Origin of the sequence: Photobacterium obscurum, from assembly GCF_026191635.1 — a bacterium.
Taxonomy (GTDB): domain Bacteria; phylum Pseudomonadota; class Gammaproteobacteria; order Enterobacterales; family Vibrionaceae; genus Photobacterium; species Photobacterium obscurum.
The window spans coordinates 59,327-84,703 of the sequence record NZ_JAKRRW010000017.1; the positions used below are offsets into that span (position 1 = coordinate 59,327).

The 25,377-nt window shown below is 46.7% G+C and carries 25 protein-coding genes; 9 read left to right on the top strand and 16 right to left on the bottom strand.

All coding sequences use genetic code 11. From position 1 onward, the window contains the following. Window positions 1-160: 160 nt before the first annotated feature. Entirely contained in the window at window positions 161-577 is a 417-nt protein-coding gene (locus MD588_RS18590) for a CBS domain-containing protein (RefSeq protein ID WP_265699100.1), read from the bottom strand. A 255-nt stretch (window positions 578-832) separates the two neighbouring features. After that, window positions 833-2,140, bottom strand: coding sequence for a DUF945 family protein (locus MD588_RS18595; protein ID WP_265699101.1), 1,308 nt, complete (start codon window positions 2,138-2,140; stop codon window positions 833-835). A gap of 196 nt (window positions 2,141-2,336) precedes the next feature. Here MD588_RS18595 and MD588_RS18600 point away from each other — a divergent pair, with 196 nt between their 5' ends. The 4 genes from MD588_RS18600 to MD588_RS18615 all read left to right on the top strand — a co-directional run bounded on the left by MD588_RS18600 (window position 2,337) and on the right by MD588_RS18615 (window position 6,597). Continuing rightward, entirely contained in the window at window positions 2,337-4,265 is a 1,929-nt protein-coding gene (locus tag MD588_RS18600) for an ATP-binding protein (protein ID WP_265699102.1), read from the top strand. An 11-nt stretch (window positions 4,266-4,276) separates the two neighbouring features. Next, the gene (locus tag MD588_RS18605) at window positions 4,277-4,777 is read left to right on the top strand and encodes a response regulator (protein ID WP_265699103.1); all 501 of its coding nucleotides are present in this window, start codon (window positions 4,277-4,279) and stop codon (window positions 4,775-4,777) included. Window positions 4,778-4,853: 76 nt separating this feature from the next. Then, window positions 4,854-5,846, top strand: a complete 993-nt coding sequence (locus tag MD588_RS18610; RefSeq protein ID WP_265699104.1) for a 2-hydroxyacid dehydrogenase — start codon at window positions 4,854-4,856, stop codon at window positions 5,844-5,846. Between the two features lie 202 nt (window positions 5,847-6,048). Then, the gene (locus MD588_RS18615) at window positions 6,049-6,597 is read left to right on the top strand and encodes a hypothetical protein (protein ID WP_265699105.1); all 549 of its coding nucleotides are present in this window, start codon (window positions 6,049-6,051) and stop codon (window positions 6,595-6,597) included. A 77-nt stretch (window positions 6,598-6,674) separates the two neighbouring features. Here the strand turns inward: MD588_RS18615 and dsdC are convergent, their stop codons facing one another. Both dsdC and MD588_RS18625 read right to left on the bottom strand, forming a co-directional pair. Continuing rightward, entirely contained in the window at window positions 6,675-7,589 is a 915-nt protein-coding gene (gene dsdC, locus MD588_RS18620; protein ID WP_265699106.1) for a DNA-binding transcriptional regulator DsdC, read from the bottom strand. Window positions 7,590-7,756: 167 nt separating this feature from the next. Further along, window positions 7,757-8,347: a TfoX/Sxy family DNA transformation protein gene (locus MD588_RS18625; protein ID WP_265699107.1), complete on the bottom strand. Its 591-nt coding sequence runs from the start codon at window positions 8,345-8,347 to the stop codon at window positions 7,757-7,759. A gap of 296 nt (window positions 8,348-8,643) precedes the next feature. On the opposite strand from MD588_RS18625, the gene MD588_RS18630 reads away from it, so the two are divergent. From MD588_RS18630 to MD588_RS18650, 5 genes are all read left to right on the top strand, one after another. After that, complete coding sequence (locus MD588_RS18630; protein WP_265699108.1) at window positions 8,644-9,243, top strand: LON peptidase substrate-binding domain-containing protein; 600 nt, start codon at window positions 8,644-8,646, stop codon at window positions 9,241-9,243. A 104-nt stretch (window positions 9,244-9,347) separates the two neighbouring features. After that, window positions 9,348-10,271 (top strand): HDOD domain-containing protein, encoded by a 924-nt coding sequence (locus tag MD588_RS18635; RefSeq protein WP_265699109.1) that lies wholly within the window; start codon window positions 9,348-9,350, stop codon window positions 10,269-10,271. Between the two features lie 278 nt (window positions 10,272-10,549). After that, window positions 10,550-11,449 (top strand): lysine exporter LysO family protein, encoded by a 900-nt coding sequence (locus MD588_RS18640; RefSeq protein WP_265699110.1) that lies wholly within the window; start codon window positions 10,550-10,552, stop codon window positions 11,447-11,449. Between the two features lie 327 nt (window positions 11,450-11,776). Next, entirely contained in the window at window positions 11,777-12,826 is a 1,050-nt protein-coding gene (locus MD588_RS18645) for a Nal1-like putative serine protease (RefSeq protein WP_265699111.1), read from the top strand. 98 nt (window positions 12,827-12,924) lie between these two features. Next, entirely contained in the window at window positions 12,925-13,152 is a 228-nt protein-coding gene (locus MD588_RS18650; protein WP_265699113.1) for a hypothetical protein, read from the top strand. A 326-nt stretch (window positions 13,153-13,478) separates the two neighbouring features. On the opposite strand, the gene ptsG is transcribed toward MD588_RS18650, so the two are convergent. The 12 genes from ptsG to plsX form a co-directional block, all read right to left on the bottom strand. After that, window positions 13,479-14,909, bottom strand: coding sequence for a PTS glucose transporter subunit IIBC (gene ptsG, locus MD588_RS18655; RefSeq protein ID WP_265699114.1), 1,431 nt, complete (start codon window positions 14,907-14,909; stop codon window positions 13,479-13,481). Between the two features lie 459 nt (window positions 14,910-15,368). Next, entirely contained in the window at window positions 15,369-16,145 is a 777-nt protein-coding gene (locus MD588_RS18660; RefSeq protein ID WP_265699115.1) for a TatD family hydrolase, read from the bottom strand. Window positions 16,146-16,174: 29 nt separating this feature from the next. Continuing rightward, entirely contained in the window at window positions 16,175-17,137 is a 963-nt protein-coding gene (gene holB / locus MD588_RS18665; RefSeq protein WP_265699117.1) for a DNA polymerase III subunit delta', read from the bottom strand. A 1-nt stretch (window position 17,138) separates the two neighbouring features. Then, on the bottom strand, window positions 17,139-17,768 hold the full coding sequence (tmk, locus tag MD588_RS18670; protein ID WP_265699118.1) for a dTMP kinase: 630 nt from the start codon (window positions 17,766-17,768) through the stop codon (window positions 17,139-17,141). After that, the gene (mltG, locus tag MD588_RS18675; protein WP_265699119.1) at window positions 17,768-18,781 is read right to left on the bottom strand and encodes an endolytic transglycosylase MltG; all 1,014 of its coding nucleotides are present in this window, start codon (window positions 18,779-18,781) and stop codon (window positions 17,768-17,770) included. Before mltG ends, tmk begins: the two co-directional genes overlap by 1 nt. Beyond that, window positions 18,775-19,584 (bottom strand): aminodeoxychorismate lyase, encoded by an 810-nt coding sequence (gene pabC, locus MD588_RS18680; protein ID WP_265699120.1) that lies wholly within the window; start codon window positions 19,582-19,584, stop codon window positions 18,775-18,777. Before pabC ends, mltG begins: the two co-directional genes overlap by 7 nt. 151 nt (window positions 19,585-19,735) lie before the next feature. Next, window positions 19,736-20,974, bottom strand: a complete 1,239-nt coding sequence (gene fabF / locus MD588_RS18685) for a beta-ketoacyl-ACP synthase II (RefSeq protein WP_265699122.1) — start codon at window positions 20,972-20,974, stop codon at window positions 19,736-19,738. Window positions 20,975-21,059: 85 nt separating this feature from the next. Continuing rightward, window positions 21,060-21,296, bottom strand: a complete 237-nt coding sequence (gene acpP / locus MD588_RS18690) for an acyl carrier protein (protein WP_007467184.1) — start codon at window positions 21,294-21,296, stop codon at window positions 21,060-21,062. Window positions 21,297-21,453: 157 nt separating this feature from the next. Then, window positions 21,454-22,188 (bottom strand): 3-oxoacyl-ACP reductase FabG, encoded by a 735-nt coding sequence (gene fabG / locus MD588_RS18695; RefSeq protein ID WP_265699128.1) that lies wholly within the window; start codon window positions 22,186-22,188, stop codon window positions 21,454-21,456. A gap of 97 nt (window positions 22,189-22,285) precedes the next feature. Beyond that, entirely contained in the window at window positions 22,286-23,209 is a 924-nt protein-coding gene (gene fabD / locus MD588_RS18700) for an ACP S-malonyltransferase (RefSeq protein ID WP_265699129.1), read from the bottom strand. A gap of 173 nt (window positions 23,210-23,382) precedes the next feature. Continuing rightward, window positions 23,383-24,339, bottom strand: a complete 957-nt coding sequence (locus MD588_RS18705; RefSeq protein WP_265699130.1) for a beta-ketoacyl-ACP synthase III — start codon at window positions 24,337-24,339, stop codon at window positions 23,383-23,385. Between the two features lie 5 nt (window positions 24,340-24,344). Continuing rightward, window positions 24,345-25,370: a phosphate acyltransferase PlsX gene (plsX, locus tag MD588_RS18710; protein ID WP_265699131.1), complete on the bottom strand. Its 1,026-nt coding sequence runs from the start codon at window positions 25,368-25,370 to the stop codon at window positions 24,345-24,347. Window positions 25,371-25,377 lie beyond the last annotated feature (7 nt).

Here is a 25,377-nt window from a genome sequence, read left to right on the forward strand (position 1 = left end):
TTGGCGTGGGGGTTATGCTGGTGTTTTTTCTCTTGCTCTAAATCTGCCACTGCGAATCCATTCCCCTTAATACCAATCGGTATAACTATCAAATCTGAGATTTTCCCGCAATAAAAAAGGCGCTTAAAGCGCCTTTTCTGGTATACGTTAGTTGCTTGTTTTATACCGGATGTTTGAAACAATCGACTATCTGGTTACTGATCGCCTGCAGTACATCCCGGCGGGTAATAACTCCAACAAGCTGGCCACGATCAACAACCGGATAAATCTTCGGTTTCTGACCCGACATAGTATCTGCCAATTCGATAATTGAATCATCAGGTGTTACCGTCAGTACATCCGGTCGCATACATTCACCCACGGTGTGGGTATCCTGACAGTAGTATCCAACTTTCAATAATTTATGGATCATATCCTGTTCAGATAAAAATCCCACGACTTTTCTATTTTCATCAATAACGGGGCCACCAATTTGCTTAGCGGTCAATAATTTATCGAGAGCCTTAGACAGTGACATCTTGGGATCAAATGTAACCGGGCGCGCATTCATATAATCTCTAACTTTTAATGATTCCATGCATCCCCCTAAAGTGATAATAAATGCAAGAAAACAGGCTGTTTCGTCTTTTTCTACCTGCTCCATTAAATTAAGTGTCGTCGATTTCTTTGAAAATACTAAATAGAAATAAGCAATTTCATCAATAGTTTTGTTCTATGAAGAAACAGCATCGATCGCAGGCATAAAAAACCCGCATTAGAAAATGCGGGTCTTTATATCCAAACGGCCTCAAGGTGCTCGTTTGGGTATAGGTATATTCAGTTATTAAATAAGCTACATAAATAACATCAATAACATAGCTAGAGGTAGCTGATCGCCTGAGGCAAGAATGATCTTATCCCCTTCAATTTTCATCTGAAGTGAATAGTTTTCTGCATCTTTTTCGACAATGCCTCCCTGCTCCATCATCGTTGATTTTTCAAGCAGTGCAGGATCGGCTTCAACGAGCTCAATAGGTAAAACCAAATTAATGTCACCCGTTAGCTTTTCAGCAATTTGAGCCATATTCTCAGATGCGCGTGCAATTCCAGGGGCTAGCACTAGGTTGATATTACTTTTCACATCCCCCTTGGGCGTCTGAACACTCAGATCTTCGATAGTAAATTTCACACCTTTCGCAACCAGCAAATCAAGTGCCAGCGCAGCGTCTTTGGCCTGCTGCTCGCTCATCTGCTGATCAAAATCATCTGCCATATTTCCGAGGCGGCTAATCGCCTGGTAATTTAAGTCCGAAAAAGCAACTTTGAAATTAAAGTTACGGTATTCGTGGCCATCGAGCGAAACAATCTTATCAATACTCATCATATTGGTATTGGTAAGTACCTGCTCTGTTTGGTCAGTCGACTGCTCCGGTTGTGTCAGCACATTATTCATTGATAAAGCGACATTGTCGACTTCGACACTTTTCTTGTTAATCAAATCTTTGAAGCTGACATGCTCGAGAGTAAAATCCTGGCTACCAATCCAGAACTGGCCATCAAGTACACCTTTACCACCACCTTTAAGCCCGGTCATCACCATCGCTTCATCTGCTGTCGTGGTTACTGTAGCCTCAGGCAACTGATAATAGAATTCCCCGGCCCCTTTAGCATCAACAGTACCTTCAAGTACAAACGCTTTAATGTCAGCCTGAGCACCTTGATCATTTTTGAAGTTCAACGGGTGAATCGTAATATTAAAGTCCGTTTTACGAGTCAGAGCCGTTGATGTAGTAAAACTGATCGGAGAAATCCCTTTACCCCACAATTGATCGGCAACGGGTTGTAATTCTTCATTCAGCACCAGCTCGCTGGTCGAGGTTACTCCCATAAACCCGTGACTGACTTTATGATGGACATACCAAACGGTAGGTAAGCCTTCGTCATCAAAAACAGGCTTCCAGTCATCTTTAATTTCAATTCGGGACACAGCATCCGAAGTCATATAGCCTCGGTCATAGCTTTCACTGCTGATAGTCAGGTAAGGGTTTTCATACTTACCAACAGTATCAAGATAAATTTGCTCACCAATTTGCCCTGTTGCAAATGGCCAGCATAGTGCGATTGCCACAGCACCACCAACAGCACCAATTTTTTTTAACATTATGTGTCCCAGCTTCCAAAGATGATTAAGTCTACCCGAGTGACTTCAAGGTAGTTGGCTATAAGCTTATCACACCAAACTGAACAATCGTTGCATATAGTCTATTAATACCAAAGGTTTGTAATCGGTATCTCAGTCTCTTGTGGTGCTTTCTTATACAATTAAAGTGATAACATCATAAAATAGGAATTTGAGGGTGAACAGTTTTGCCATTGTCTGTCTCGATGACGATCCGGAAGTCGTTGAGCGCTTAAACCGAGATTTGGCTGGATTTTCAGCCCTATTCGACATCTGTAATGCCTACAGTATCGAAGAAGCTCATGACACTCTGCAGTTTATTGAGCAGAACAACCAACGGGTCGCTTTGGTGATCTGTGATAACGAACTCGGCAATGACAACGGCGTAGATTTTTTAGTTCAGCTCGATCAATACCCTGTAACCAGCCAGGCTCGCTCCATTTTGCTGAATGACAAGCCGCAACTTGATGCCATCATGCAGGCGGTCAATGAAGGTCGCTTGCATTACTGCCTTACCAAGCCTTGGAACAAAAAAGAGCTACATCAGGTCCTGCTGAAAGAGCTAACGACTTTTGTTCTTAAACATCCAGCGGAAGACTGGCTGCGCTATAGCCAAATATTGGATCACCGCCGAATCTTAAATGCCCATATAGAAAGGCAGATGTCGAGCTTTCGTTCCGGTTTTATTCAGCATACCAACGACCTGGATGACGCCAGCCTTGCCCGCCAGGTCGCCGATGCACTACATGACTTCTTTGACGGCAACGATGAGGACCGAGCCTGCCGGATCTATAGCGAAAACCACTTGCTAACCAAGGAAGGAGAAGCAAACGACTTTCTGTGGTTTATCACTCAAGGGGAAGTCGCACTGTATAAAAAAGATGAACACGGCTGCAAGCATGAGGTTGTCCGTGTCGGCCCCGGGAACCTGGTCGGTGGTATGTCTTTTGTGACCGGAGAGCCTTCTTTCTCGACCGGTGTGACTCTTGGCACGACCAATGTCATCAAGCTCGACCGGCAACTCTTTAATAAAGTGATGAATTCGCGCAGTGAGCTCCTTCCGCTGTTTACCAACCTGTTACTACGCAATTTCAACCGCCGCCTTCAAGGCAGTATCCAAACCGAAATGCGGTTACAACAAACTCTCAAATCACTCGATGACGCCTACCACCAACTGGTTGAGAAAGAGAAAATGGCCATGCTCGGTCAACTCGTCGCCGGGGTTGCCCACGAACTGAACAACCCTGTTTCTGCGATCCTGCGCGGCAGCGATACTCTCAAGCAAATCATTTGCAAGCTCACAGACTCGCAGCTAAGCCATGAAAACCAGACCCGGGGTAACTTTATTCTCCAGCAAGCGATGAAATCACGGCCGTTGTCAACGTCTGAAACCCGCCAGCGTGCTAAACGACTTGAATCCACGCTGGATGATCGCCAACTCGCCCGCAAGGCGGTACAGATGGGAGTTGATAACTCCGAGCACCTAGATACCTGGTTATTATCACAAAAGCCTCAACTCAAGTCAGTGATGGCAGAATGGGACAATTACTATCAAATGGGTAATTTTCTTCGTTCAATCAACGTCTGTGCCCAACGAATTGCGGATTTGGTCAAAAGCCTGAAAAGCTATGCTCGCCAGGATGACGAAACAATCCACACCGTTGATCTGCACGAGGGCCTTGAAGATACTCTGGTTATTTTTGAAAATCGGCTGAAGCGTCATCATGTAACCAAAGAATATACGGATCTTCCTGCCCTGCACTGCCAGCCTATTGCCCTCCAGCAAGTCTGGACCAACCTGATTTCCAATGCCCTTGATGCCATTGAAGAACCAGGAGAAATACATATTTCTACCCATTACACCCCGGGCTCAGAGCAGCAAGCAATTGATATCGTGATTGAAGACAACGGCAAAGGGATCCCCGTCGAACAACAACAACAAATATTCGAACTTAATTACACCACCAAACGTGAAGGCAACTTCGGACTAGGCATAGGTTTGTCGGTTTGCCAGCAAATCATCCACCAGCATGACGGAACAATTCGGGTTGAATCAGAACCCGGAGAGTTTACCCGGATGATTGTGACACTTCCGCTGAACCCTTAAAAGGAGGCCATATGAACAAATATCTCATCTTATGCGTTGATGATGAAAGAGAAGTCCTCGACAGTGTATTGCACGATCTTAGCAGCCTTGAAGAGAATTTTATCCTTGAAGCTGCCGAATCTGTCGATGAAGCCAAGGAAGTACTCGCCGATGCAATTGCAGATCATATCCCCCTCGCTTTGATCCTTTGTGATCATATTATGCCAGGTGAAACTGGGATTGATTTTCTCATCGAGCTACAGCATCAATCAGAAACGACTCGCGCACGCAAAGTCCTGCTGACCGGACAAGCCGGATTGGAAGAAACTGTTCAGGCTGTCAATAATGCCAGCTTGGACTACTACATCTCCAAACCGTGGGATGGCGACCAGCTCAAAGACATTGCAATCGACCAACTAACAACATATATCATTGATAATGAGAAAGAATTAATGCCTTGGGCTAGGGTGCTAGACACCAGTAGAATCATGACCGCACTCAGTGACAAGCGCTTGACACTGTCAGACATATAATTGTCATACAAACCTTTTCGGGGAAATAGAAAAGTGTTATGTTCATCACATAATCAGTTCTCCGAAAAGGTGACTTATGAAAGTAGCAGTCTTTAGCACCAAGAAGTACGATCAAAAATCCTTCGAGCTCATCAATACCCACTTCCAGCATGAATTAGCTTTTTTTGACTTTCGCCTCACTGAGCAAACAGCCCGCATGGCATATGGGTTTGATGCTATTTGTGCTTTTGTGAACGATGATCTTAGTCAGCCGGTTCTCGAAGAACTTGCCAACAACAATGTTCGCCTGATCGCCATGCGTTGTGCCGGCTTTGATAAAGTTGACCTTGAAGCTGCCAGGTCGCTGGGCATTCAAGTCGTCCGTGTACCGGCCTACTCGCCAGAAGCGATAGCCGAGCATACCCTTGGCCTGATGCTGAGCTTAAACCGTAGAATACACCGAGCCTATCAGCGCACCCGTGATGCTAATTTCTCGCTCGAGGGGCTCACTGGTTTTAACTTTCATGGTAAAACCGTCGGGGTAATTGGTACCGGTAAAATTGGCATTGCCACAATCCGTATTCTCAAAGGGCTAGGAATGAACATTCTGGCCTACGACCCGTATGAAAACCCGATTGCCCTAGAACTTGGTGTCACCTATACCTCTTTGGATGACATTTACCAACACGCCGATGTGATCACCCTGCATTGCCCAATGACACAGGAAAACCATCATATGCTCAATGCAGAAGCCTTTGACAAGATGCGCGATGGCGTGATGATCATCAATACCAGCCGCGGTGAACTGCTGAACTCCAAAGATGCCATTGAAGCACTAAAAAATAGCAAAATCGGCTCGCTCGGTATTGATGTTTACGAGAACGAAAAAGATCTGTTCTTTGAAGACAAATCCAATGACGTCATCAAGGATGACGTTTTCCGTCGCCTGTCTGCTTGCCATAATGTGCTGTTTACCGGACACCAGGCTTTCCTGACCGAAGAAGCCTTAGGTAATATCGCTGATACGACTCTCAGTAATATATCCCATTTTGAAGCTGCTACAGCCTCTGGTAACGAGCTAATCAAATAACCCTTATTGCGGGAGAGCGCTCCCGCTTTATTCTGCCTGTCTGACACAATATTCGAGCTTCAGATCACGTTTTTATGTGATTATTGCTGCATTTTTACTCTGCTGTCCGGCTAAATAGCAACTAAGTGCAGTAAAAATCTATGATTGGTCAAGTTTGTCCATTAAAATAACCGGATATTTTTGGCTCCATGGACTAATTTTCATGCGTAAAACACTTCTTGCCACAGGCATTATCTTGGCATCTATTTCAGCCGCTCATGCTAACTCAGCGAATACGATGAGTAATTTTAGTTACGATTACGCTGAAGCGCGTATTGGTATTAGCCCACTAACCTATGGTGCTGGCTTTAGTAAATCAATTCACCCCAACGCCCACCTGACGGGTCATGTTGATTCCGAGTTCGACAGCGACTGGGATGCTGCCCTAGGGGTTGGCTTTCATGCTCCTGTTAACAACTGGGCTGATATTACGGGTGAGATCAAAGTAAGAAATGCCAAGAACAAAGGTGAATTTGACAGCTCTGGCGGCAAGTTAGGTATGGAAGTCAATATTGGCGTACGCCAGTGGCTTGGTCCTCAACTAGAAGTTGGCGGCCAAATCGGACATCTGAATATCGATGATCATGAAAAAACAATTGGCACAGTATACGGACGCTTCCATGCAACTGAGCTGTTCTCAATTGGCGTTCAGGGCCGATTCAATGAGATCTACGGTGATCAGCTGATGCTGACCACTCGCTTCAAGTACTAATCAGAGCTTGAACACAGGCTACCACGGCTGCATCCCTAGGGGTGCAGCCAAACACCAAATTAGCTACTCATCATTGCTCAGCTGCTGGTTTTTATTTCAACTTTTAGCCAGTCAAGAAACGCCTCGATTCTAGGCGATGACGCCATTTCCCGGCGATACACAATGTAATAGCTCAGCGGCGATAATACCGACATTTCAAAAGGCGCTACTAATCGCTCAGTATCTAGCTGCTCGGCGATAAAGGACAGCCGTCCCATCGCAACACCGATACCGCGCTCGGCAGCCTGCAATGCCAAGTCTGAACGGTCGAAAGTACAGCCGGCTTCAGGCAGCACAACACCATGGCGCTGCGCCCAGTACTGCCATTCATCATTACGCCCCGCTCTTGCCCATGGGGCCGCATCGTGAAGCAACAGGCAAGCGCTCAATTTTTCCGGCTTGCCATACAGATCATGACTGACTGCATATTCATGGCTGCAGACCGGCAGCATGCTCTCATCCATCAACTTTTCCGAATGTAGCCCCGGATATTTACCGTGACCGAAGTAAATCGCACAATCAAACGTTTCAGTTTGAAAATCGACCAGTTCATTTCGGGTACGAAGGTGAAACCGTAAAGCCGGATATTTATCGATGAAGTGTTTCAACCTCGGCAATAACCAGGTCTGGGCAAACGTAGGCGGCACAGCAATATTGAAATCACCACTGAGTTCAAGCGTCTTCAGGTCTCTGATCTCGTGTGCGATATCACCAAAATTATGCGCAACAACGGCTTGAAGGCGTTTACCTTCCTCAGTCAGCGTTAACTTCCTAGGCTGCCGGATAAAAAGTTGCACCCCAAGACTTTCCTCAAGGTTTTTAATTTTATGGCTGACAGCACTTTGAGTAAGGCACAAAACCTCGGCAGCTCGGGTAAAGCTCATTTGGTCAGCAGCAATCAAGAAACAATGTAACCCGGAAAGAACCGGGCCTGTCAGTCTAGGTAGTCGCATATTGCCTTAATATAAAGTCACGAAATTAAAGCCATTTTATACCAATATGCTTAACTATTTGATCATTCTTGCTGATTAAACCCACTAACTTCTTCCGATTGCTATTGCCACAAAAAAGGCCACCAAAATATGACGGCCAAAAACTACCAACTGGCAAAAAGCGATCTCTACGTTTCAATAGCCCTTAATAATCGTTTTTTATGGTCATCTTTAAGCAAGGTCCAGTGGCAACCATCAATTGCGCCAGCAAACATCCACAGCAATTTCAGATCAACATCCTTGCCATGTGAGTTACGTACCTTACGGTAGACTTCAGCCGCCCCTAAAGAAATAAAGCTGCTAACATCCGGAATACCCGCCTTCTTAACCATACGTTCAAGAGTTAAACGCATATTCGGTAAATCTCGTAGACGCTTGCTCTGTTCTGAGGATTTGAACGCTTTCTCCTTCTGAGAAATCTGAATGGATTCTTTTATTAACTCATCGCATTGAGTTCTATTGTGTAGGAACAGGTGTGTTACGTCATAGTAATTTACAACTGCCGTGGTACTGCGTTTTATGTGTTTAAACTTACTGCACTCGAGCAAAACCAGTTTTTTATCAAGCTGTTCACCACCGCGCAGAAACATCGATTGATCAGTTAAAATGGCATACATGGCATTGTTAATAAAAACGCCTGTTCCACCAAACATTGAACGTTTCTCGTAATTGCCAAATTCGCGTAGATAATTAAATAGGTCATCCTTGATCGATCGCACTACATTTTCCCCCGCAAAACGTTATTGGTCGTTTTCTCTCCAGTAACGCCAAACAAAAAAGCGTCAACAAATTGACAATGACACATCAAATTCATAATTTCCACATATGAAACAGCGAACACTTGGTTTTGAGATTTGAGGCATATTATTAGAAGCGAAATAAGTAAAAAGGGGCAAAAGTTGACCATATTTTTTTGCGTATAACATCCCAAAAGCCGTGAGAGAATTCGCCACCAAGCTATCGTTATTCTTATCAGTGGCGACTATGGTTATAAATAATGAGTGGAGGGTATATCATGTCAGGCATGGCACTATTTCCGTCATCCCACCATCTTCTTCCTGGTGGGCGGCTAGAAGTTACAATAGCTGAAGAAAAGTATCTCCGCATGATCAAGCAATCACTGAAGGCCGAACGGAGCTTTGCCCTTTGTATGCTTAATGAGGGGGAAGAGCATGATGAAATAAAGAAAATTCCCGCGATAGCAACAGAGGCTGAAGTCATTGACTTCAATAATGCCGGTAATGGCTTGCTAAGTGTTATTCTTGAAGGTAAACAAAAGGTACGCTTAATTGCCATCAGGATAGAAGAAGATGGCCTATTGTACGCAGACTACCTACTGTATCCCAACTGGTTAACAGAGCCGATAGATGAGAGCACTCTCTGTTTGGCTGAAAAACTCAAACTGTTTTATGCAACGATGCCAGAAATAGGCTCACTATACCCAACCCCTTCCTATGACGATATCACTTGGGTCAGCCAACGCTGGGTTGAAATTCTGCCTCTTGAAGTACAGTACAAACAGCTACTCATTACTCAGGAAAGTATCAAACTGACCGTACGTTTCCTGCTCAAGTTACTAGACAATGATGAACTCCCCATCCCTGAACTGGTATAAATACTGCTTATATAAACTATTTGTGTTTATTTTAGATTCTATTCCTGTCTATAAGACATCGCTCAGGCTAGAATACAGGCATCGATTTCAAGTTAGTAGTTGTAATGGCACACGTATCTTTTTTTTGGCTTAAACCTGAAAATGAAAAAATCGTCAAAGGGCTAGAGTCTGAGTTCTGCTCCCTTGTAAAAGACGCCGTCAAGCAAAATCGGCTGACGCTACCTCCTATTCCCGATGTTCTCGTCAAACTTCACGCCATGTGTAATGCAGAAGATACAACCATTCGTGATGTTGCCAATTTACTGCTCGATGACCCAGGCATGGCAGCTTCCATTGTCACAATCTCCAATACCATGATGTTTAATCGGCGTAATGTCATCTGTAATGACATCCAGACCGCAGTCAGCCGCCTAGGCATTTTACGTGTCCGCGATATTATTACTGCCAGGGCCATTGAAGAGCTGAAAAACTCGAGTAACTTTAGCACTGAATGCAATAACCTATTACTTCAAAGTGCTATTCGTTCACGACAGCTAGCTGCCACCATGGCAATGGTGAGTCAGGGGTTAATCAATCATCCTGAGTCTCCAGCAGCAATTGAGCAGGAGAAGTCATTACTTGCAGGCCTATTTGCCGATATAGGGTTATTTAGTTTAGTCAACGAATACCAAACCTATCTAGACAACGGTAACTACCTTGATATAGAAATTGCCAAGTATGTCTTCGAGCACTGCTGCCAGGAAGCGAGTTTGTTAATCCTAAAACACTGGGGATTTGATGATGACTACCTTGAAGTCGCCAGTAATACAGAGCTGCCTTATCGCGGCCAACGCCCAAATACAAGCTATCTCGATATAGCACGAATGGCCAATCATCTTTTATTGTTCAAAAGTAATGACGAAGCAATAGATGAGCATCATGTTGAGCTCGATCTGGCTGGAGCCGAAGTGATGTACGAATTAACCAACCTACCCGAAGCCGAGTTTAACTCTCAGATCCGAAATGTCATTAAGGACAGCGGCTTTTAATTCCCAATTAGGTACTAAGCTGACCACACCAAACATTAGCTAAGCCGTTGTATTGACCCTATCAGATTAATACTGATAAGCTGCTTAGCTCATGGACGAGTGGCAGCTTATTCCGCTGGATTTACTAAGTATTGAGGTTGATAAATACCAAGCCCACTAATTATCTGCTTAGTTCAGCGAGAGTAAATTAATGGAATTGGTATAACATGCCTTTCACCTCAAATCACTTTACTGCATAGGCTCCGCATTACACTTATTTTATTGTTGTAAGGACACACATGTTTTCGGGAATGCTATATATCTTCCTGCCGCTTGTGATCGGTTACCTGATCCCGGTGCACAAAGCGCAAGTACTGGATTTCATCAACACCCAGACGAGCCGTTTGGTATTGGTGATACTGACTTTAATGGGGCTAAGTCTCGCAGGATTGGATAACCTAGGGCAGAACCTTAACCAGATCATTCTCTATACCAGCGTCTTTTTTATCTCTATCAGCGCATGTAACCTACTTGCATTACCGCTTATAGATAAACTCTGGCCAACTGACACCAGCCAAGATCATCGCCAACTCCCATTCATGAAAATGATGATGGAGTCGGTCAAGCTAGTATTAGTTGTCGCTGGCGGACTAGTGGTTGGCTTGGTATCAGGCCTAGATCTTCACTGGGTCGATCAAGCCAGCGAAGTCATTTTGCTCATCCTGCTTTTCTTGATCGGTATTCAGCTTCGCAACAGCGGCATGACCTTACGCCAAATCCTGCTCAACAAGAAAGGGATTACCATTGCGCTGGTTATTGTAGCGACCTCTCTACCTGGCGGGATCATTGCGGCTACAATTCTCGGCATCCCGGTGACTCATGGCCTCGCTATGGCCTCGGGCTTTGGTTGGTACTCGCTTGCAGGTATCCTGATGGGAGATGGACTCGGACCCATTTATGGTGGGGCGGCATTTCTAAATGAATTACTACGTGAGCTCATTGCCTTGAGCCTTATTCCTGTAATGATCAGCCGTTATCCCAATACAGCCATTGGTTATGCAGGGGCAACAGCAATGGATTTCACCCTGCCGGTGATTCAGAACAGCGGCGGAATTCGCTGTGTACCGATTGCCATTGTTAGCGGGTTTATCCTCAGCCTATTAGTACCGATTTTAATGCTGTTCTTTCTGTCGCTTTAGGTCCTGCAGGGCAGATTCTACGAACCTTGAAACTTGAAGTCCGTACTCCTTCATAGTCTCATCAACCATCATCACGGTCAGAGTATCTCTGCAACATCGCACTAATTCAACGCTATTACCGATTGTTCAGCACAACTAGGAGTTTCGGATATTCGGCAACATAGAAAGCTTCAAAACCATAACTTAGTATTTTCATCAATCCGACGTTAAACAGAATAAGAAAATTGCACGTATAGTGACCAACTCCTAGACTGAATACCTATGTGAACATTGATAAAGCAGTTTTTCAAACTATCAATAGTGCTCATAACAGAGGGAGAACAAAAAATGTTATCTAAACGTTTACATTGGATTTTAACGTTGCTGTTGGGTATTGTTTTTGGCTCCTCAATCGCTTGGGGAGGCCCTCCGGTTGAGCCTCCAGGTTTGGCTCGCGCCATTGAGGTACAAGAACGACATACTGATGTGTTAATGCTGCAAGAGGGGGTGGTTGGCACCGCCGTGGGCCTGCGTGGTGACGGGGTGCCGGTGATCAAGATTTTGGTTGAATCTCCAGCCGTGGGTGGGCTGCCCGAGCGTCTCGATGGTGTGCCAGTAGCGATGATGGTCACGGGAAAAATCTATAGTCGTCATCATAGACCTGGCCATAACAGAGGGGACGGAGGTGCTGATAGCGAAGATGGTGCGGTGGATCCCACAGTTCGCTTTCCCCGGCCGGTGCCGATTGGCGTTACCACCGGGCATCCAGCTATTACCGCAGGCACTATTGGCGCAAGAGTCATTAGCGGTACTAATATTTATGCGCTCAGCAACAACCATGTCTACGCTGATGAGAATCTAGCAAGTCTAGGTGATGAGGTGATCCAGCCCGGCGCCTTTGATGGAGGCAAACTACTCCCCCCTGAGGATACTGACTATATTGGTGATTTGGCTGCTTTTGTGACTATCGAATTCTCGACCAGCGCAATCAATAGAGTTGATGCTGCGATCGCCTCGACCACGACCGAGCTTCTGGGGAATGCGACCCCCAGCGATGGCTACGGTACGCCGCAATCCATGACTATTGCGCCTTCTATCAATATGAGGGTGATGAAATATGGCCGTACCACGGGGCTGACCAAGGGACGCATTAGCGCCATCAATGCCACGGTGAACGTAGGATATAGTACTGGTGTAGCCCGCTTCATTGATCAAATCGTGGTCAGCGGAGGAGGTTTCAGCGCCGGCGGCGATTCGGGCTCACTTGTAGTGGTGGAAAAAGGTACAAATATGAGAAAGCCGGTGGGGTTGCTGTTTGCTGGTAGCTCCTCTGTGACAATTGCCAATCCCATAGGCGCCGTACTCGGTGCTTTTAATGTCTCGATTGATGGCGATTAGCGTTGAGATACTTGAGACGATTGCGAGCCATAATGGCCTTGATGGCCGCCCTGTTGACCAGCGTGACAGGATCGACTGAGCGGCTTACGGAGGAAACGATGACTCAACCCGAGGTGAGTAGGCTGTTACAAGCCTATAGCGAGCAACTGATGGCGCTGCCCGGGGTAGTGGCCGTCGGCGAGGGGGTGTATCAGGGGCAGCCCTGCATCAAGATCTTCCTGCAGAGCCCTCAGCCTGGCCTCTGGGCGCACTTGCCTACCGGGTTGAAGGACGCCGCGATCGTGATCGAAGTTAGTGGCGAGATCCGCGCACTAGGGCCGGAATAAAAGCGTATCGAAGCCAAGCGTGCTTAATACACCATATGGAATAACAACGCTGGACATTACATCCGGCGTTATTAGTTATATCTTCGCGTTAACTGCAGTTATCAGGTTTAATAAAACCGCTTCTCACTCAACAACACTGATTTGTAAACAGCTTGTCGTATGAGATAAATCCCGTATTCGCTCTTATTCAATCTGCACTTAATCACCATTTTTGTACCTGCTTTTTTGTACCCGTCAGCGTATACGCCGAAGAAATAGAGCAAAATTATGCTACAAAAAAAGGGAAGCCGAAGCTTCCCTTTTCAATTTATAGAGTAATGGCCGTATTAGTTATTACGGATCCACTCATCCATATCAGATTTCAGGTTGTCAGACTTAGTACCAAAGATAGCCTGAACACCGCCACCAGCCACAACCACACCGGCCGCACCTAGTTTCTTCAGTTTATCTTGATCAACCTTATCAACGCTTGCCACAGCAACACGTAGACGGGTAATACAAGCATCAAGACCTGTAATGTTGTCTTTGCCACCGAATGCCATTACTAGCTCTTTCGCCAGCTCAGATCCCGTTGCGGCTGCTGCACCTTCCTCTTCCTCATCTTCACGACCAGGCGTTTTAAGGTCAAGCTTCGCGATAACAGTACGGAACACTGCGTAGTAGATAGCCGCATAGATTAGGCCCATGAACGGGAATAACCATAGCTTCTGAGAGTTCGCAGACAGAACAACAAAATCGATGAAGCCGTGAGAGAACGACGTACCGTGTACCATGCCTAGCATGTTCGTCATCACGAATGCAGAACCGGCTAGAAGTGCGTGAATTCCGTACAGAACGGGTGCCACGAACATGAATGAGAATTCAATTGGTTCAGTAATACCAGTTAGGAATGACGTTAGTGCCGCAGAAATCATGATACCGCCAACTTTCGCGCGGTTCTCAGGTTTTGCTGAGTGCCAGATAGCAATAGCAGCAGCAGGCAGGCCGTACATCTTGAACATGTAACCACCCGCTAGCTGGCCAAAGCCATTACCAGCAAGACGTGTCGCTTCATTCGCTTCCAGGTAACAAGTAAGAACACCGTTACGAGCTTCACCCGCAGCATTGATACAGCTACCCGCTTCGAAGAAGAACGGCACGTTCCAAACGTGGTGCAGACCAAATGGAATTAAAGAACGTTCAACGATACCGTAAATACCGAAAGCCAACGTTGGGTTCTGGTGTGCAGCCCAATCAGAGAACGCCGCAATGCCAGCACCAATTGGTGGCCATACGATAGAAAGAACAACAGCCAATGCGATCGCACAGAAACCTGTCATAATTGGTACGAAACGCTTACCCGCAAAGAAACCTAGGTAATCAGGAAGCTGGATACGGAAGAAACGATTGAAGGCCCAGGCAGCAACACCACCAACCAGGATACCACCAAGTACACCAGTGTCGATTTTATCTACGCCCATCACGCTTGCCATTACAGCAAGTGTTGCAGCCATGATACCGTAACCAACGATAGCAGCCAGACCCGCTACACCATCGTTATTTGTAAAGCCTAGTGCTACACCAACTGCGAACAGTAGTGGCATTTGACCAAATACAGAACCACCCGCTTGTTCCATAATTTGAGAAACAACGTCTGGTAGCCAGCTAAAGTTAGCTGCACCAACCCCCAGCAGAATACCTGCTACCGGCAGAACCGATACAGGCAACATAAGCGCCTTACCGACTTTCTGCAGGTTAGCAAAAAGGTTCTTAAACATATTGTGCTCCTGAGTGAGATGTTTTAATTAGATTTCAAGTCAATGCAAGCGACCTACCCCCGTAGTCATAATGCTAGCACCACTTTCTTTTTTATTACTGCATAAGTATAAGATGCAGCATTAAATATAACTTGATGACTATCAATAATGCCAACGACGTATGAAATTTAATTTCAAAACCAAATATAGATCACAGTCACACTTTTTATGAAACACGCCACCATAACCACATAAAGCATTGATATTAATGAATATATTGCAAACTTGGCCACCGTCGCGAGAATTGTAACTTCCTTTCAGTTTTGTAAGCAAAGTTACTTAACGTTACAAAATTACATCCCGCAGATTTTGTATAAACAGCGAGCAAGTATAAGATTTTATTTGAATAATTGCTGAATAAGTTGAAGCTTGCGGATTTGAGATATAAAAAAAGGAGCTTTCGCTCCTCTTTTTTATCAATTAGCGTTTCGATCGCGAAAAAAGGTTGAAGAAGTTATTTGTAGTAATTTCTTCCACCTCTTCAACAGATACACCTTTTAACAGCGCAATATATTCAGCGACTTCACGCACATACGCTGGTTGGTTTTGTTTGCCTCGGTACGGGATCGGGGCTAAATAAGGTGAATCGGTTTCAACAAGCAAACGTTCAAGCGGTAAGCTACTGACAACATGTTTCAACTCACTCGCTTTATTGAAAGTGACAATCCCCGAAATTGAAATATAAAATCCAAGTTCTATTGCTTCTTGGGCCATTTCTAGACTTTCGGTAAAGCAGTGTAATACACCGCCGCACTTTTCAGCACCTTCTTCACGCAGAATACGCATGGTATCGTTACGCGCCATACGAGTATGGATGATCAACGGTTTATTCAATTCGACCGCCAAACGGACTTGCTGACGGAAAATCTCTTGCTGCTTTTCAGCCAACTCCGGCTGATAATGGTAGTCCAGCCCAGTTTCGCCAATTGCAACCACACGCTCATGCTGGGCATAGGCTTTGAGTTGTTCAAAGTCGAACCCTTCCTCAATATCTAGAGGGTGAACCCCACAAGAAGCAAATACATTTGCGTGTGGCTCAATCATTTCCATCATAGCCGGAAAGCTTTTAAGCGTTACACCAACAGACAGGAAGTACTCAACGCCGCGAGCTTTGGCTTTGGCCAACACATCATCAATCCCTGTATGAAGCTTCTCGTAATCCAATTTATCCAGGTGACAATGTGAATCAACTAACACGATTTATTCCTCAATTTTACTTATCAAAATTAATGGGCAATGAAGCCAGTCAGCCACTCTACAATCAGCAACTCTTCATTTAAGCCAGTATGCTTTTCTAACTTCTTGTGCAACTCGTTGGCTTTACGTACCTGGGTCATAAGCACGGCAGGGGTCACCTGAGAAGCAACGGCCTGTACCTTATCTAACGATTCGCGATGAACTAAGTGTGCAGCGGCGCCCTGTTGAAGTTTAATACAATCGACCAGGAAGTAACTGAGCCATTTTAGGCTGATAATTCCTTCCTTGGTACATAGTGCTGCAATATCATAAATACCGGTAAACGGCGGCTGTAGAAAGCGGCTAAAGGCTTCTAATAAGTTACCGTGGCGGATATCCTGCCCCTGTTCAATAAACTGCTGTGTGGCCAATGGAGCCCCACCGTTTAGGCGTACAGACTCCAGTTTGACGCTCTGCATCATCTGTTTTTCGACCCAACGCCGCGTTTCCTGCTCATCAGGAACGGCGAGCCGCCATTTATTGCAACGGCTGTTGATTGTCGGTAATAGACTGTCCAGCGACTGGGCTGTCAAAATAAACTGACAGCCAGAGGGCGGCTCTTCCAGCGTTTTTAGCAAAGCGTTAGCTGCGGCTTCGCCTAAGGCATCGGCATGCTCAATCATAATCACCCGCTGCCCGGCCAATTGTGATGTTTCCACCGCCCAGCGATTGCACTGACGAATCGCATCGACACCAATCTGCTTTCCTTCCTCTAGCGGAGCTACGTGATGGAAGTCAGGATGGGTTTGCGCAGCAAACAGCTGACAGCTATGACACACACCGCAAGGCTCCGTATCACAGTTCTGGCATAAGACAGTTTGCGCTAATTGCTTTGCCAATTCCTCCCGTCCGCTGCCTTTTGCCGCAAGCAATAATATCGCATGATGCAGGCGTCCCTGACTCAGCAACTGCTGCCAGTTCTGCCATAAGGTTTGCTGCCATGGATAAAGCATATTATTGCTGCTCCAACCAAGTCGTCAGCGCACGAGTAATATCGGCTGTTACCGCCTCCAGAGGCTGACTCGCATCAATGATGACAACGCGCGGGTCGTTTTCTGACAACTCCAGGAAACGAGCACGAGCACGGTGGAAGAAGTCGATATTCATCTGCTCTATACGGTCAAGCTCACCTCGTCCGCGGGCGCGTTCAAGACCGAGTACCGGGTCAATATCCATGTAGAGCGTAAAATCAGGGCGAAAATCACCAAGAACAGTATCTCGCAAGTTTTCCATCAGCGCGGTATCAAAGCCACGGCCGCCGCCTTGATAAGCCTGAGATGACATATCGTGGCGATCTCCTACCACCCAACGCCCCTCAGCTAATGCAGGCTTAATGACATTGTCGACCAACTGGATACGAGCGGCATACAACAGCAACAACTCAGCCATATCCGTCAGAGGCTCGTCTGGATGCCCTTCCTTGACCAAAGCCCTCATTTGCTCAGCCAGCGGGGTCCCCCCCGGCTCGCGTGTCAGCTCAGGGCTTTCAATCCCGTGCTCTGCCAATACGCTTGCCACTTGCTTGATCGCCGTACTTTTACCTGCCCCTTCAAGGCCTTCAATTACGATAAATTTACCAGTCATCATTTTTTCTTTAGTGTTCTTAGATATGCACGAACAGCACGATTGTGCTCGCTAAGTGTTTTCGAAAATTTATGGCCGCCTTTGCCATCAGCCACGAAATAGTAGTAACCGCTGTTCTCGGGTTTTACCGCAGCCAGCACCGACGCCTTGCTCGGCATGGCGATGGGTGTCGGTGGCAACCCGAAAATGGTATAGGTGTTATAAGGAGTCGGGGTACGCAGGTCACGCTTGCGAATATTGCCATCGTACTTGTCACCCATCCCGTAAATTACTGTAGGATCGGTCTGGAGCCGCATCCCTTTATTGAGGCGATTCATAAATACCGACGAGACCACGGTACGCTCGTTATCAACAGCCGTTTCTTTTTCGATAATTGACGCCATGATCAGCGCTTCATACGGATTCTTCAGCGGTATCGCCTGATCACGTCCATCCCAAGCAGAATCAAGCAAGCTAACCATCTGGCGATATGCGCGCTTAAGGAGCTCAAGGTCTGTCGTTCCTGCAGTATAGTGATAGGTCTCTGGTAATAGATAACCTTCCAGCTTAGTAAGCTCAGCACCAATCGCCTCGGCAATTTCTGCCTCGGTCATCCCTTCTGTCTGATGAATAATCTCAGGAGCCGCACTCAGCTGGGTCAACCAATCGACAAAGCGATCCCCCTCGACTAGAGTAATGGCAAACTGGTGCTCTTTTCCGGAGGCAATCAGCCCCAGTACATCACGCAGCGTGCCAGTATTGGGAATTTGATATGTACCCGTTTTAATATGAGTTAATTCAGGCTCTAAGCGGTAGATCCAGCGGGTCCATTTCGATGCCGGTACGATCTGCTTTTCAGCAAGCTGGTTCAACAGACCACGAAAACTGGTCCCTGGATTTACCGTAATAAATACTGCAGTTTCATTACTAACCGGTTGCTGGAGTGATGCCTTCACCTGCTGATACGACCATCCCAGCCCTCCAGCAGCAATCAACCCCATCAAAACAACTGCTATTACCAACTTTTTTAGCACGTGTACAACCTCTTGTTTAATGCATTCAGCGCACTGCGCGCTGTAAATCGAATTCCGTTTATTTCTGTTACAGGCACTAACGCCATCAGGGCATTAGTAATAAAGACTTCATCTGCGCAAAGCAATACATCAAGCGGATTTTTGACAAACTCTAAACAATAACCAGTGCCGACAATCAACTCTATAATATGTGCGCGCATCACCCCGTGAACACCTGACATATCCAATTCCGGCGTATAAAGCGTATTCCCCTTACGCCAAAAGATGTTTGAGGCCGACGCTTCAATAACATTGCCTTCAACATCCAGGGCCACGGCATCGAGCCAGTTATTATGCTCGATTTCCTGTTTAAGCAACACTTGCTCCAGTCGGTTAAGGTGCTTGAAACCGGCCAGCATCGGCGACAGCCCCAAACGCTGCTGACAAACGCCGAGGGGGATCCCCTGCTGCTGCCATTGCTCATAGTGGGGCGGCCAAGCAAAATCGGACACAATGACTTGGGTGGAAGCGCATCCTGTAGGGCTGTACCCTCGCCCGCCCGCACCGCGACTTATCAAGACTTTGACACCACCTTTGCCCGGATAACGGGCTGCGAGTTGATGAACCTGCTCAGTCAACTGCTGCCAATCTGGTTCGGCAACATTAAAAGCCACTACATTCTTTTTCAATCGTTGAAGATGCAAAGACCAAAGCCTGGGCTTACCCTGCTCAACAAGAATCGTCGAAAAACAACCGTCACCATACTGCATGGCGCGATCTGTAACGGACACTGTAGATTGCGCGAAGCCGTTTACCAGTATCATCCCTATATCACTCAAAACTAATACCAAACTGAACAGCCCTCAGTACCTCTCAATCTTGCAGCTAAGCCAAATAAGGATTCCGTTTGGTATGGCAAATAAAAAAACGGCCCGGTGCAAAAACACCGGGCCGTTCAATGATAACAGGTTATCGTTAGATTTTCTTGAATAGCAACGAGCCGTTAGTACCACCAAAACCAAACGAGTTACACAGTGCGTACTCAAGTTCAACTTGGCGAGCTTCACCTGGAACATAATCCAGGTCACAGCCTTCATCTGGGTTGTCTAGGTTGATTGTTGGTGGAACAACCTGATCAACCAGCGTCATTGCCGTAATGATAGATTCTACAGAACCAGCAGCACCAAGCAGGTGTCCAGTCATTGATTTAGTAGAAGAAACCATTACTTTATCCGCTGCTGAGCCCATAGCACGCTTAATGCCAAGTGTTTCAGCAACATCACCCGCAGGTGTTGAAGTACCGTGAGCATTAACATAGCCAATTTCTTCTGCATTGATGCCAGCATCGCGGATCGCAGCTTCCATCGCTAGTGCGCCACCAGAACCGTCAGCACTTGGTGATGTCATGTGGTAAGCATCGCCACTCATACCAAAACCAACTAGCTCTGCATAAATTTTCGCACCGCGTGCTTTAGCATGCTCATATTCTTCAAGCATCATCATACCGGCACCGTCACCAAGAACGAAACCGTCACGGTCTTTATCCCATGGGCGAGATGCTGCTTGAGGATCATCATTTCGAGTTGATAGCGCTTTTGCCGCGGCAAAACCACCCATACCTAGCGGAGTTGATGCTTTTTCTGCACCACCAGCTAGCATTGCATCTGCATCGCCGTAAGCAATCATACGCGCAGCATGGCCAATATTATGAAGGCCAGTAGTACATGCCGTAGAAATAGCGATGTTTGGACCACGAAGACCATGCATGATAGACATGTGGCCAGCGATCATGTTTACAATCGTTGAAGGAACAAAGAACGGGCTGATTTTGCGCGGACCTTTTTCCATCAGAGCCTGATGGTTAGCTTCAATAAGACCTAGACCACCAATGCCGGAACCAATAGCCACACCAATACGTGGAGCGTTTTCTTCAGTAACTTCAATACCAGAGTCTTTTAACGCCTGTACGCCTGCTGCAATGCCATATTGAATGAACAAGTCCATTTTGCGGGCATCTTTCTTAGTCATGTACTCTTCGCAATTGAAGTCTTTGACCATACCAGCAAAACGAGTAGCAAATGCGCTTGCATCAAAATGCTCGATAGCACTGATACCGCTTGTGCCAGCCAGAAGGGCCTTCCATGATGATTCAACAGAATTGCCAACCGGTGACAGCATACCCATGCCAGTAACAACTACGCGACGCTTTGACACGATTAATTTCTCCGGGAATTGAGGATAAAACAGGATTCGAAATAAAATCAGGCGGTCATGGTGACCGCCTGGGGGAGTTCTTTAATTACTCAGATGCGCCAACAACGTAGTCGATCGCAGCTTGAACTGTAGTAATTTTTTCAGCTTCTTCGTCAGGAATCTCAGTATCGAATTCTTCTTCAAGAGCCATTACTAGTTCAACTGTATCTAGAGAATCAGCACCTAGATCGTCAACGAAAGAAGCTTCGTTCTTAACTTCAGCTTCGTCTACACCTAGTTGCTCAACAATGATTTTTTTTACGCGTTCTTCGATGTTGCTCATTAATCTATTTCCTTAAAACAAGAATTCGCTAATGCGATTTGCTGTAGTTTATTCATTACTGCAAAAGTTGCAATACTCAACACGCTGGTCAAACCACGATTTTCAGTGAAAACTAGATGAGTTTGACTTGCATCATCAAGTTATGCAACTTTTTTGATTAAATCATGTACATGCCGCCGTTAACATGCAGAGTTTCGCCGGTTACATAACCAGCGTCTTCTGATGCCAAAAATGCAACTGCTGCTGCAATTTCACGCGGGTCACCCAAACGACCAGCAGGAACACCTGCAAGTGTAGCAGCACGCTGGTCATCATTCATGGCTTTGGTCATATCTGTTTCGATAAAACCAGGAGCGACAGCATTCACGGTAATACCGCGAGAAGCCACTTCGCGTGCCATAGACTTAGTAAAGCCAATCAGGCCAGCTTTCGCTGCTGCGTAGTTTGTTTGTCCAGCATTACCCATCGTACCCACAACCGAACCGATACTGATGATGCGACCATGACGTTTCTTCATCATCGCACGCAGTACCGCTTTGGACAGGCGGAAGATTGACGTCAGGTTAGTATCCATGATGTCTTGCCACTCGTCATCTTTCATACGCATCAGCAAGTTATCACGGGTGATACCCGCGTTGTTCACCAAGATATCGATATCACCGAACTGCTCTTTGATTTGCTTTAGCACTTCAGCAATTGAATCAGGTGAAGTCACGTTCAGTGCCAGGCCTCGGCCGTTATCACCTAAATATGCGCTGATTGCTTCTGCGCCACTTTCAGATGTCGCAGTACCGATAACTGTTGCACCGCGTTCAACCAAAATTTCAGCGATAGCGCGGCCAATACCACGACTAGCACCTGTTACCAGAGCAATTTTACCTTCCAGGCTCATTGTCATTCCTCTTTATATAAATAGCATGCAGCCTGTCTGTCAACAATGTTGATTAAACAGTAAGTGCCTGAACCAACGATAAAGACAGGCCACAACCTTACTTGGCAGCTTCCAGGCTAGCTGGATCGTTGACTGCAGCACTGCCAAGTGCGCGATTAATACGTTTCGTCAGGCCAGTCAGTACTTTGCCCGGACCCATTTCAAGTAGTTGCTCGATACCTTCTTCAGCCATGCGCTCTACCGACTCTGTCCAGCGTACTGGGCCGAATAGCTGCTTAACCAGCGCTTGCTTGATAGCAGCAGGCTCGTTTTCTGTTGCCACGTCTGCATTATTAATTACAGGAATTGCAGGCGCGCTAAATTCAATGCTTTCCAGAGCTACGGCCAGCTTTTCAGCCGCAGGCTTCATTAATTCACAGTGAGATGGTACTGAAACCGGTAGTGGAAGTGCGCGCTTAGCGCCAGCTTCTTTACACAGTACGTTTGCACGTTCTACAGCTTCTTTGTTACCCGCGATAACGACCTGGCCTGGTGAGTTGAAGTTCACTGGAGAAACTACCTGGCCTTCAGCAGCCTGCTCACACGCTGCCGCGATAGCATCGTTATCCAAACCGATGATTGCAGACATCGCACCAACACCCGCAGGAACCGCTTCTTGCATCAGTTGACCGCGAAGTTCAACAAGCTTCACCGCTTTTTTAAAGTCAATCACACCAGCACAAACCAGTGCCGAGTACTCACCCAGGCTGTGACCAGCAAGAACTGCCGGCTGCTCGCCACCCTGCTGCTGCCATACACGCCAGATTGCAACTGAAGCTGTCAGTAGTGCAGGCTGAGTACGGTGAGTTTGGTTTAGATCTTCAGCGGGGCCGTTCTGAACAAGTGCCCATAGGTCGTAACCTAGCGCTTCAGATGCTTCAGCAAAAGTTTGCTTAACAACATCAAACTGTTCCGCTAGCTCTGCTAGCATGCCAACGGCTTGAGAGCCCTGACCAGGGAAAACAATCGCGAACTTAGACATTCGAGAATCCTTATTCATTATTACTGATGATTCAGTATATTAACGAGCTGTCCGTTTTGACAAACATGCTGCCATTCCAACAGTCGACATGCGACGATGCAGCAAAAACGCACAGCTACCTATTTGTTTTTAATGGCTTAGCCAGTCTATCTATTCAGTGCTAACTGACTGAACTAGAATTTCACTAATGCCGAGCCCCAGGTGAAACCGCCACCAAAGGCTTCTAGCAACAACGTCTGGCCACGTTGAATTCGGCCATCACGCACTGCTTCGTCAAGCGCAGTCGGTACGGTTGCCGCAGAGGTATTGCCGTGACGATCAAGAGTTACCACCACTTGATCCATCGACATCGACAGTTTCTTCGCTGTCGCGGAGATAATACGCAGGTTAGCCTGATGCGGCACCAACCAGTCAAGTTCAGACTTGTCCATATCATTGGCCGCTAACGTATTTTTCACCAGGTTCGACAGCTGAGTCACAGCAACTTTGAATACTTCGTTACCTGCCATGTACAGCCATTTGTCTTCGCTGAACGCTTCACCATGCTCTGGAACGGCAAGGCTTAGCAGACCACCGAAATGGCCATCGGCATGCAGGTGGGTCGAGATGATCCCCGGCTCCTCGCTAGCACCAACAACAACGGCGCCGGCTGCATCACCAAACAGGATGATGGTAGAACGGTCCTCAGGATCACATTTGTGTGATAACGCGTCAGCACCAATAACCAGCACATTCTTGGCCATGCCAGTTTTGATGTGCTGATCGGCAATGCTCAGGGCATAGACAAAACCTGAGCACGCTGCCCCGATATCAAATGCCGGGCAGCCTTTAATATCCAGCATCCCCTGGACCTGACAGGCTGCCGAAGGAAAAGAGTGACTTGCACTGGTAGTCGCTACAATAATGAGATCGATGTCTTCTTTATCAATGCCCGCCATCTCAATGGCGTTTAAAGAAGCTTGATACCCCATTACAGCTACAGTTTCATCTGCAGATGCAATACGACGTTCACGAATACCGGTACGAGCAACGATCCATTCGTCAGTGGTATCAACCATCTGTTCTAAGTCAGCATTAGAACGTACTTGAGCTGGCAGGTAGCTGCCGGTACCTAAAATTTTGCTATACATGAAGACTAATAATGCCTCTCGAGTAAGACTTCTTCCAAACGGTCACTGATTTTTGTCGGTATTTGCCGTTTGACCTCGTGTACCGCTTCGCCAATTGCATTAGAGAAAGCGGCAATATCAGCACTTCCATGGCTTTTGACCACAATACCGCGCAATCCTAACAGACTTGCGCCATTGTACTGGTCGGGGTTCAACTGCTTAAGGCTGGCGAATAGGTCATTAAACAACCATTTAGCCACTAAACGCTTAAGTGGATTGCCGCCGATTGCATTTTTAATGCTATCAATAAATAAATTTGCGACTCCTTCACTGGTTTTCAGGCTCACATTGCCAACAAAGCCATCGCACACAATCACGTCGGCGCGGCCGCTGTAAAGCTCATCACCTTCAAGATAGCCGATATAGTTAAGATCGGGGGAGTTTGACAACATTTCTGCGCAACGTTTGACTAAATCATTTCCTTTAATCTCCTCCTCACCAATATTCAGCAAGGCAACCCTTGGCGGCGTCATACTTCCCTGCTCGGCCAACACCGACCCCATCACCGCAAACTGGAACAAGGTATCGGCATCACACGAGACATTCGCCCCGAGATCTAATAGCCAGGTTCTGTTCTTCGTTTTTGTCGGAATGGCTGAAACCAAGGCCGGTCGATCGACACCAGGTAGCTGCTTTAGGATATAGCGAGACAATGCCATTAGCGCACCGGTATTGCCGGCACTTACGCATGCATCGGCCAGGCCATCTGATACCGCATCAAGCGCGGTTCGCATAGAAGATCCTTGGCTACGACGCAGGGCCTGAGAAGGGCGAGTGTCGTTGGCAATGACGTGTTCGCAGTGAATAACACTGATTCGAGGGTGATTAAGCTGGTTTAGAAGGGACAGTTGAGATGTGATCGCACTTTGATCACCATAGAGAATAACTTTGAGCTCTGGGTGTTGTAACAATGCCTGCACGGAGGCAGGCACTGTTACATGGGGACCGAAGTCCCCGCCCATTGCATCGAGTGCAACGGTTAGACCACTCAAGGTTCAA

Bases quoted from the DNA above. Each gene is read 5' to 3' on its own strand.
- MD588_RS18595 (WP_265699101.1), bottom strand. From the start codon at position 2,140: ATGTTAAAAAAAATTGGTGCTGTTGGTGGTGCTGTGGCAATCGCACTA.
- MD588_RS18590 (WP_265699100.1), bottom strand. From the start codon at position 577: ATGGAATCATTAAAAGTTAGAGATTATATGAATGCGCGCCCGGTTACA.
- MD588_RS18705 (WP_265699130.1), bottom strand. From the start codon at position 24,339: ATGTATAGCAAAATTTTAGGTACCGGCAGCTACCTGCCAGCTCAAGTA.
- MD588_RS18650 (WP_265699113.1), top strand. From the start codon at position 12,925: ATGACTCAACCCGAGGTGAGTAGGCTGTTACAAGCCTATAGCGAGCAA.
- tmk (WP_265699118.1), bottom strand. From the start codon at position 17,768: ATGACTGGTAAATTTATCGTAATTGAAGGCCTTGAAGGGGCAGGTAAA.
- MD588_RS18615 (WP_265699105.1), top strand. From the start codon at position 6,049: ATGCGTAAAACACTTCTTGCCACAGGCATTATCTTGGCATCTATTTCA.
- MD588_RS18630 (WP_265699108.1), top strand. From the start codon at position 8,644: ATGTCAGGCATGGCACTATTTCCGTCATCCCACCATCTTCTTCCTGGT.
- acpP (WP_007467184.1), bottom strand. From the start codon at position 21,296: ATGAGCAACATCGAAGAACGCGTAAAAAAAATCATTGTTGAGCAACTA.
- MD588_RS18640 (WP_265699110.1), top strand. From the start codon at position 10,550: ATGTTTTCGGGAATGCTATATATCTTCCTGCCGCTTGTGATCGGTTAC.
- ptsG (WP_265699114.1), bottom strand. From the start codon at position 14,909: ATGTTTAAGAACCTTTTTGCTAACCTGCAGAAAGTCGGTAAGGCGCTT.
- MD588_RS18645 (WP_265699111.1), top strand. From the start codon at position 11,777: ATGTTATCTAAACGTTTACATTGGATTTTAACGTTGCTGTTGGGTATT.
- holB (WP_265699117.1), bottom strand. From the start codon at position 17,137: ATGCTTTATCCATGGCAGCAAACCTTATGGCAGAACTGGCAGCAGTTG.
- fabD (WP_265699129.1), bottom strand. From the start codon at position 23,209: ATGTCTAAGTTCGCGATTGTTTTCCCTGGTCAGGGCTCTCAAGCCGTT.
- dsdC (WP_265699106.1), bottom strand. From the start codon at position 7,589: ATGCGACTACCTAGACTGACAGGCCCGGTTCTTTCCGGGTTACATTGT.
- pabC (WP_265699120.1), bottom strand. From the start codon at position 19,584: ATGATACTGGTAAACGGCTTCGCGCAATCTACAGTGTCCGTTACAGAT.
- fabG (WP_265699128.1), bottom strand. From the start codon at position 22,188: ATGAGCCTGGAAGGTAAAATTGCTCTGGTAACAGGTGCTAGTCGTGGT.
- MD588_RS18610 (WP_265699104.1), top strand. From the start codon at position 4,854: ATGAAAGTAGCAGTCTTTAGCACCAAGAAGTACGATCAAAAATCCTTC.
- MD588_RS18605 (WP_265699103.1), top strand. From the start codon at position 4,277: ATGAACAAATATCTCATCTTATGCGTTGATGATGAAAGAGAAGTCCTC.
- MD588_RS18635 (WP_265699109.1), top strand. From the start codon at position 9,348: ATGGCACACGTATCTTTTTTTTGGCTTAAACCTGAAAATGAAAAAATC.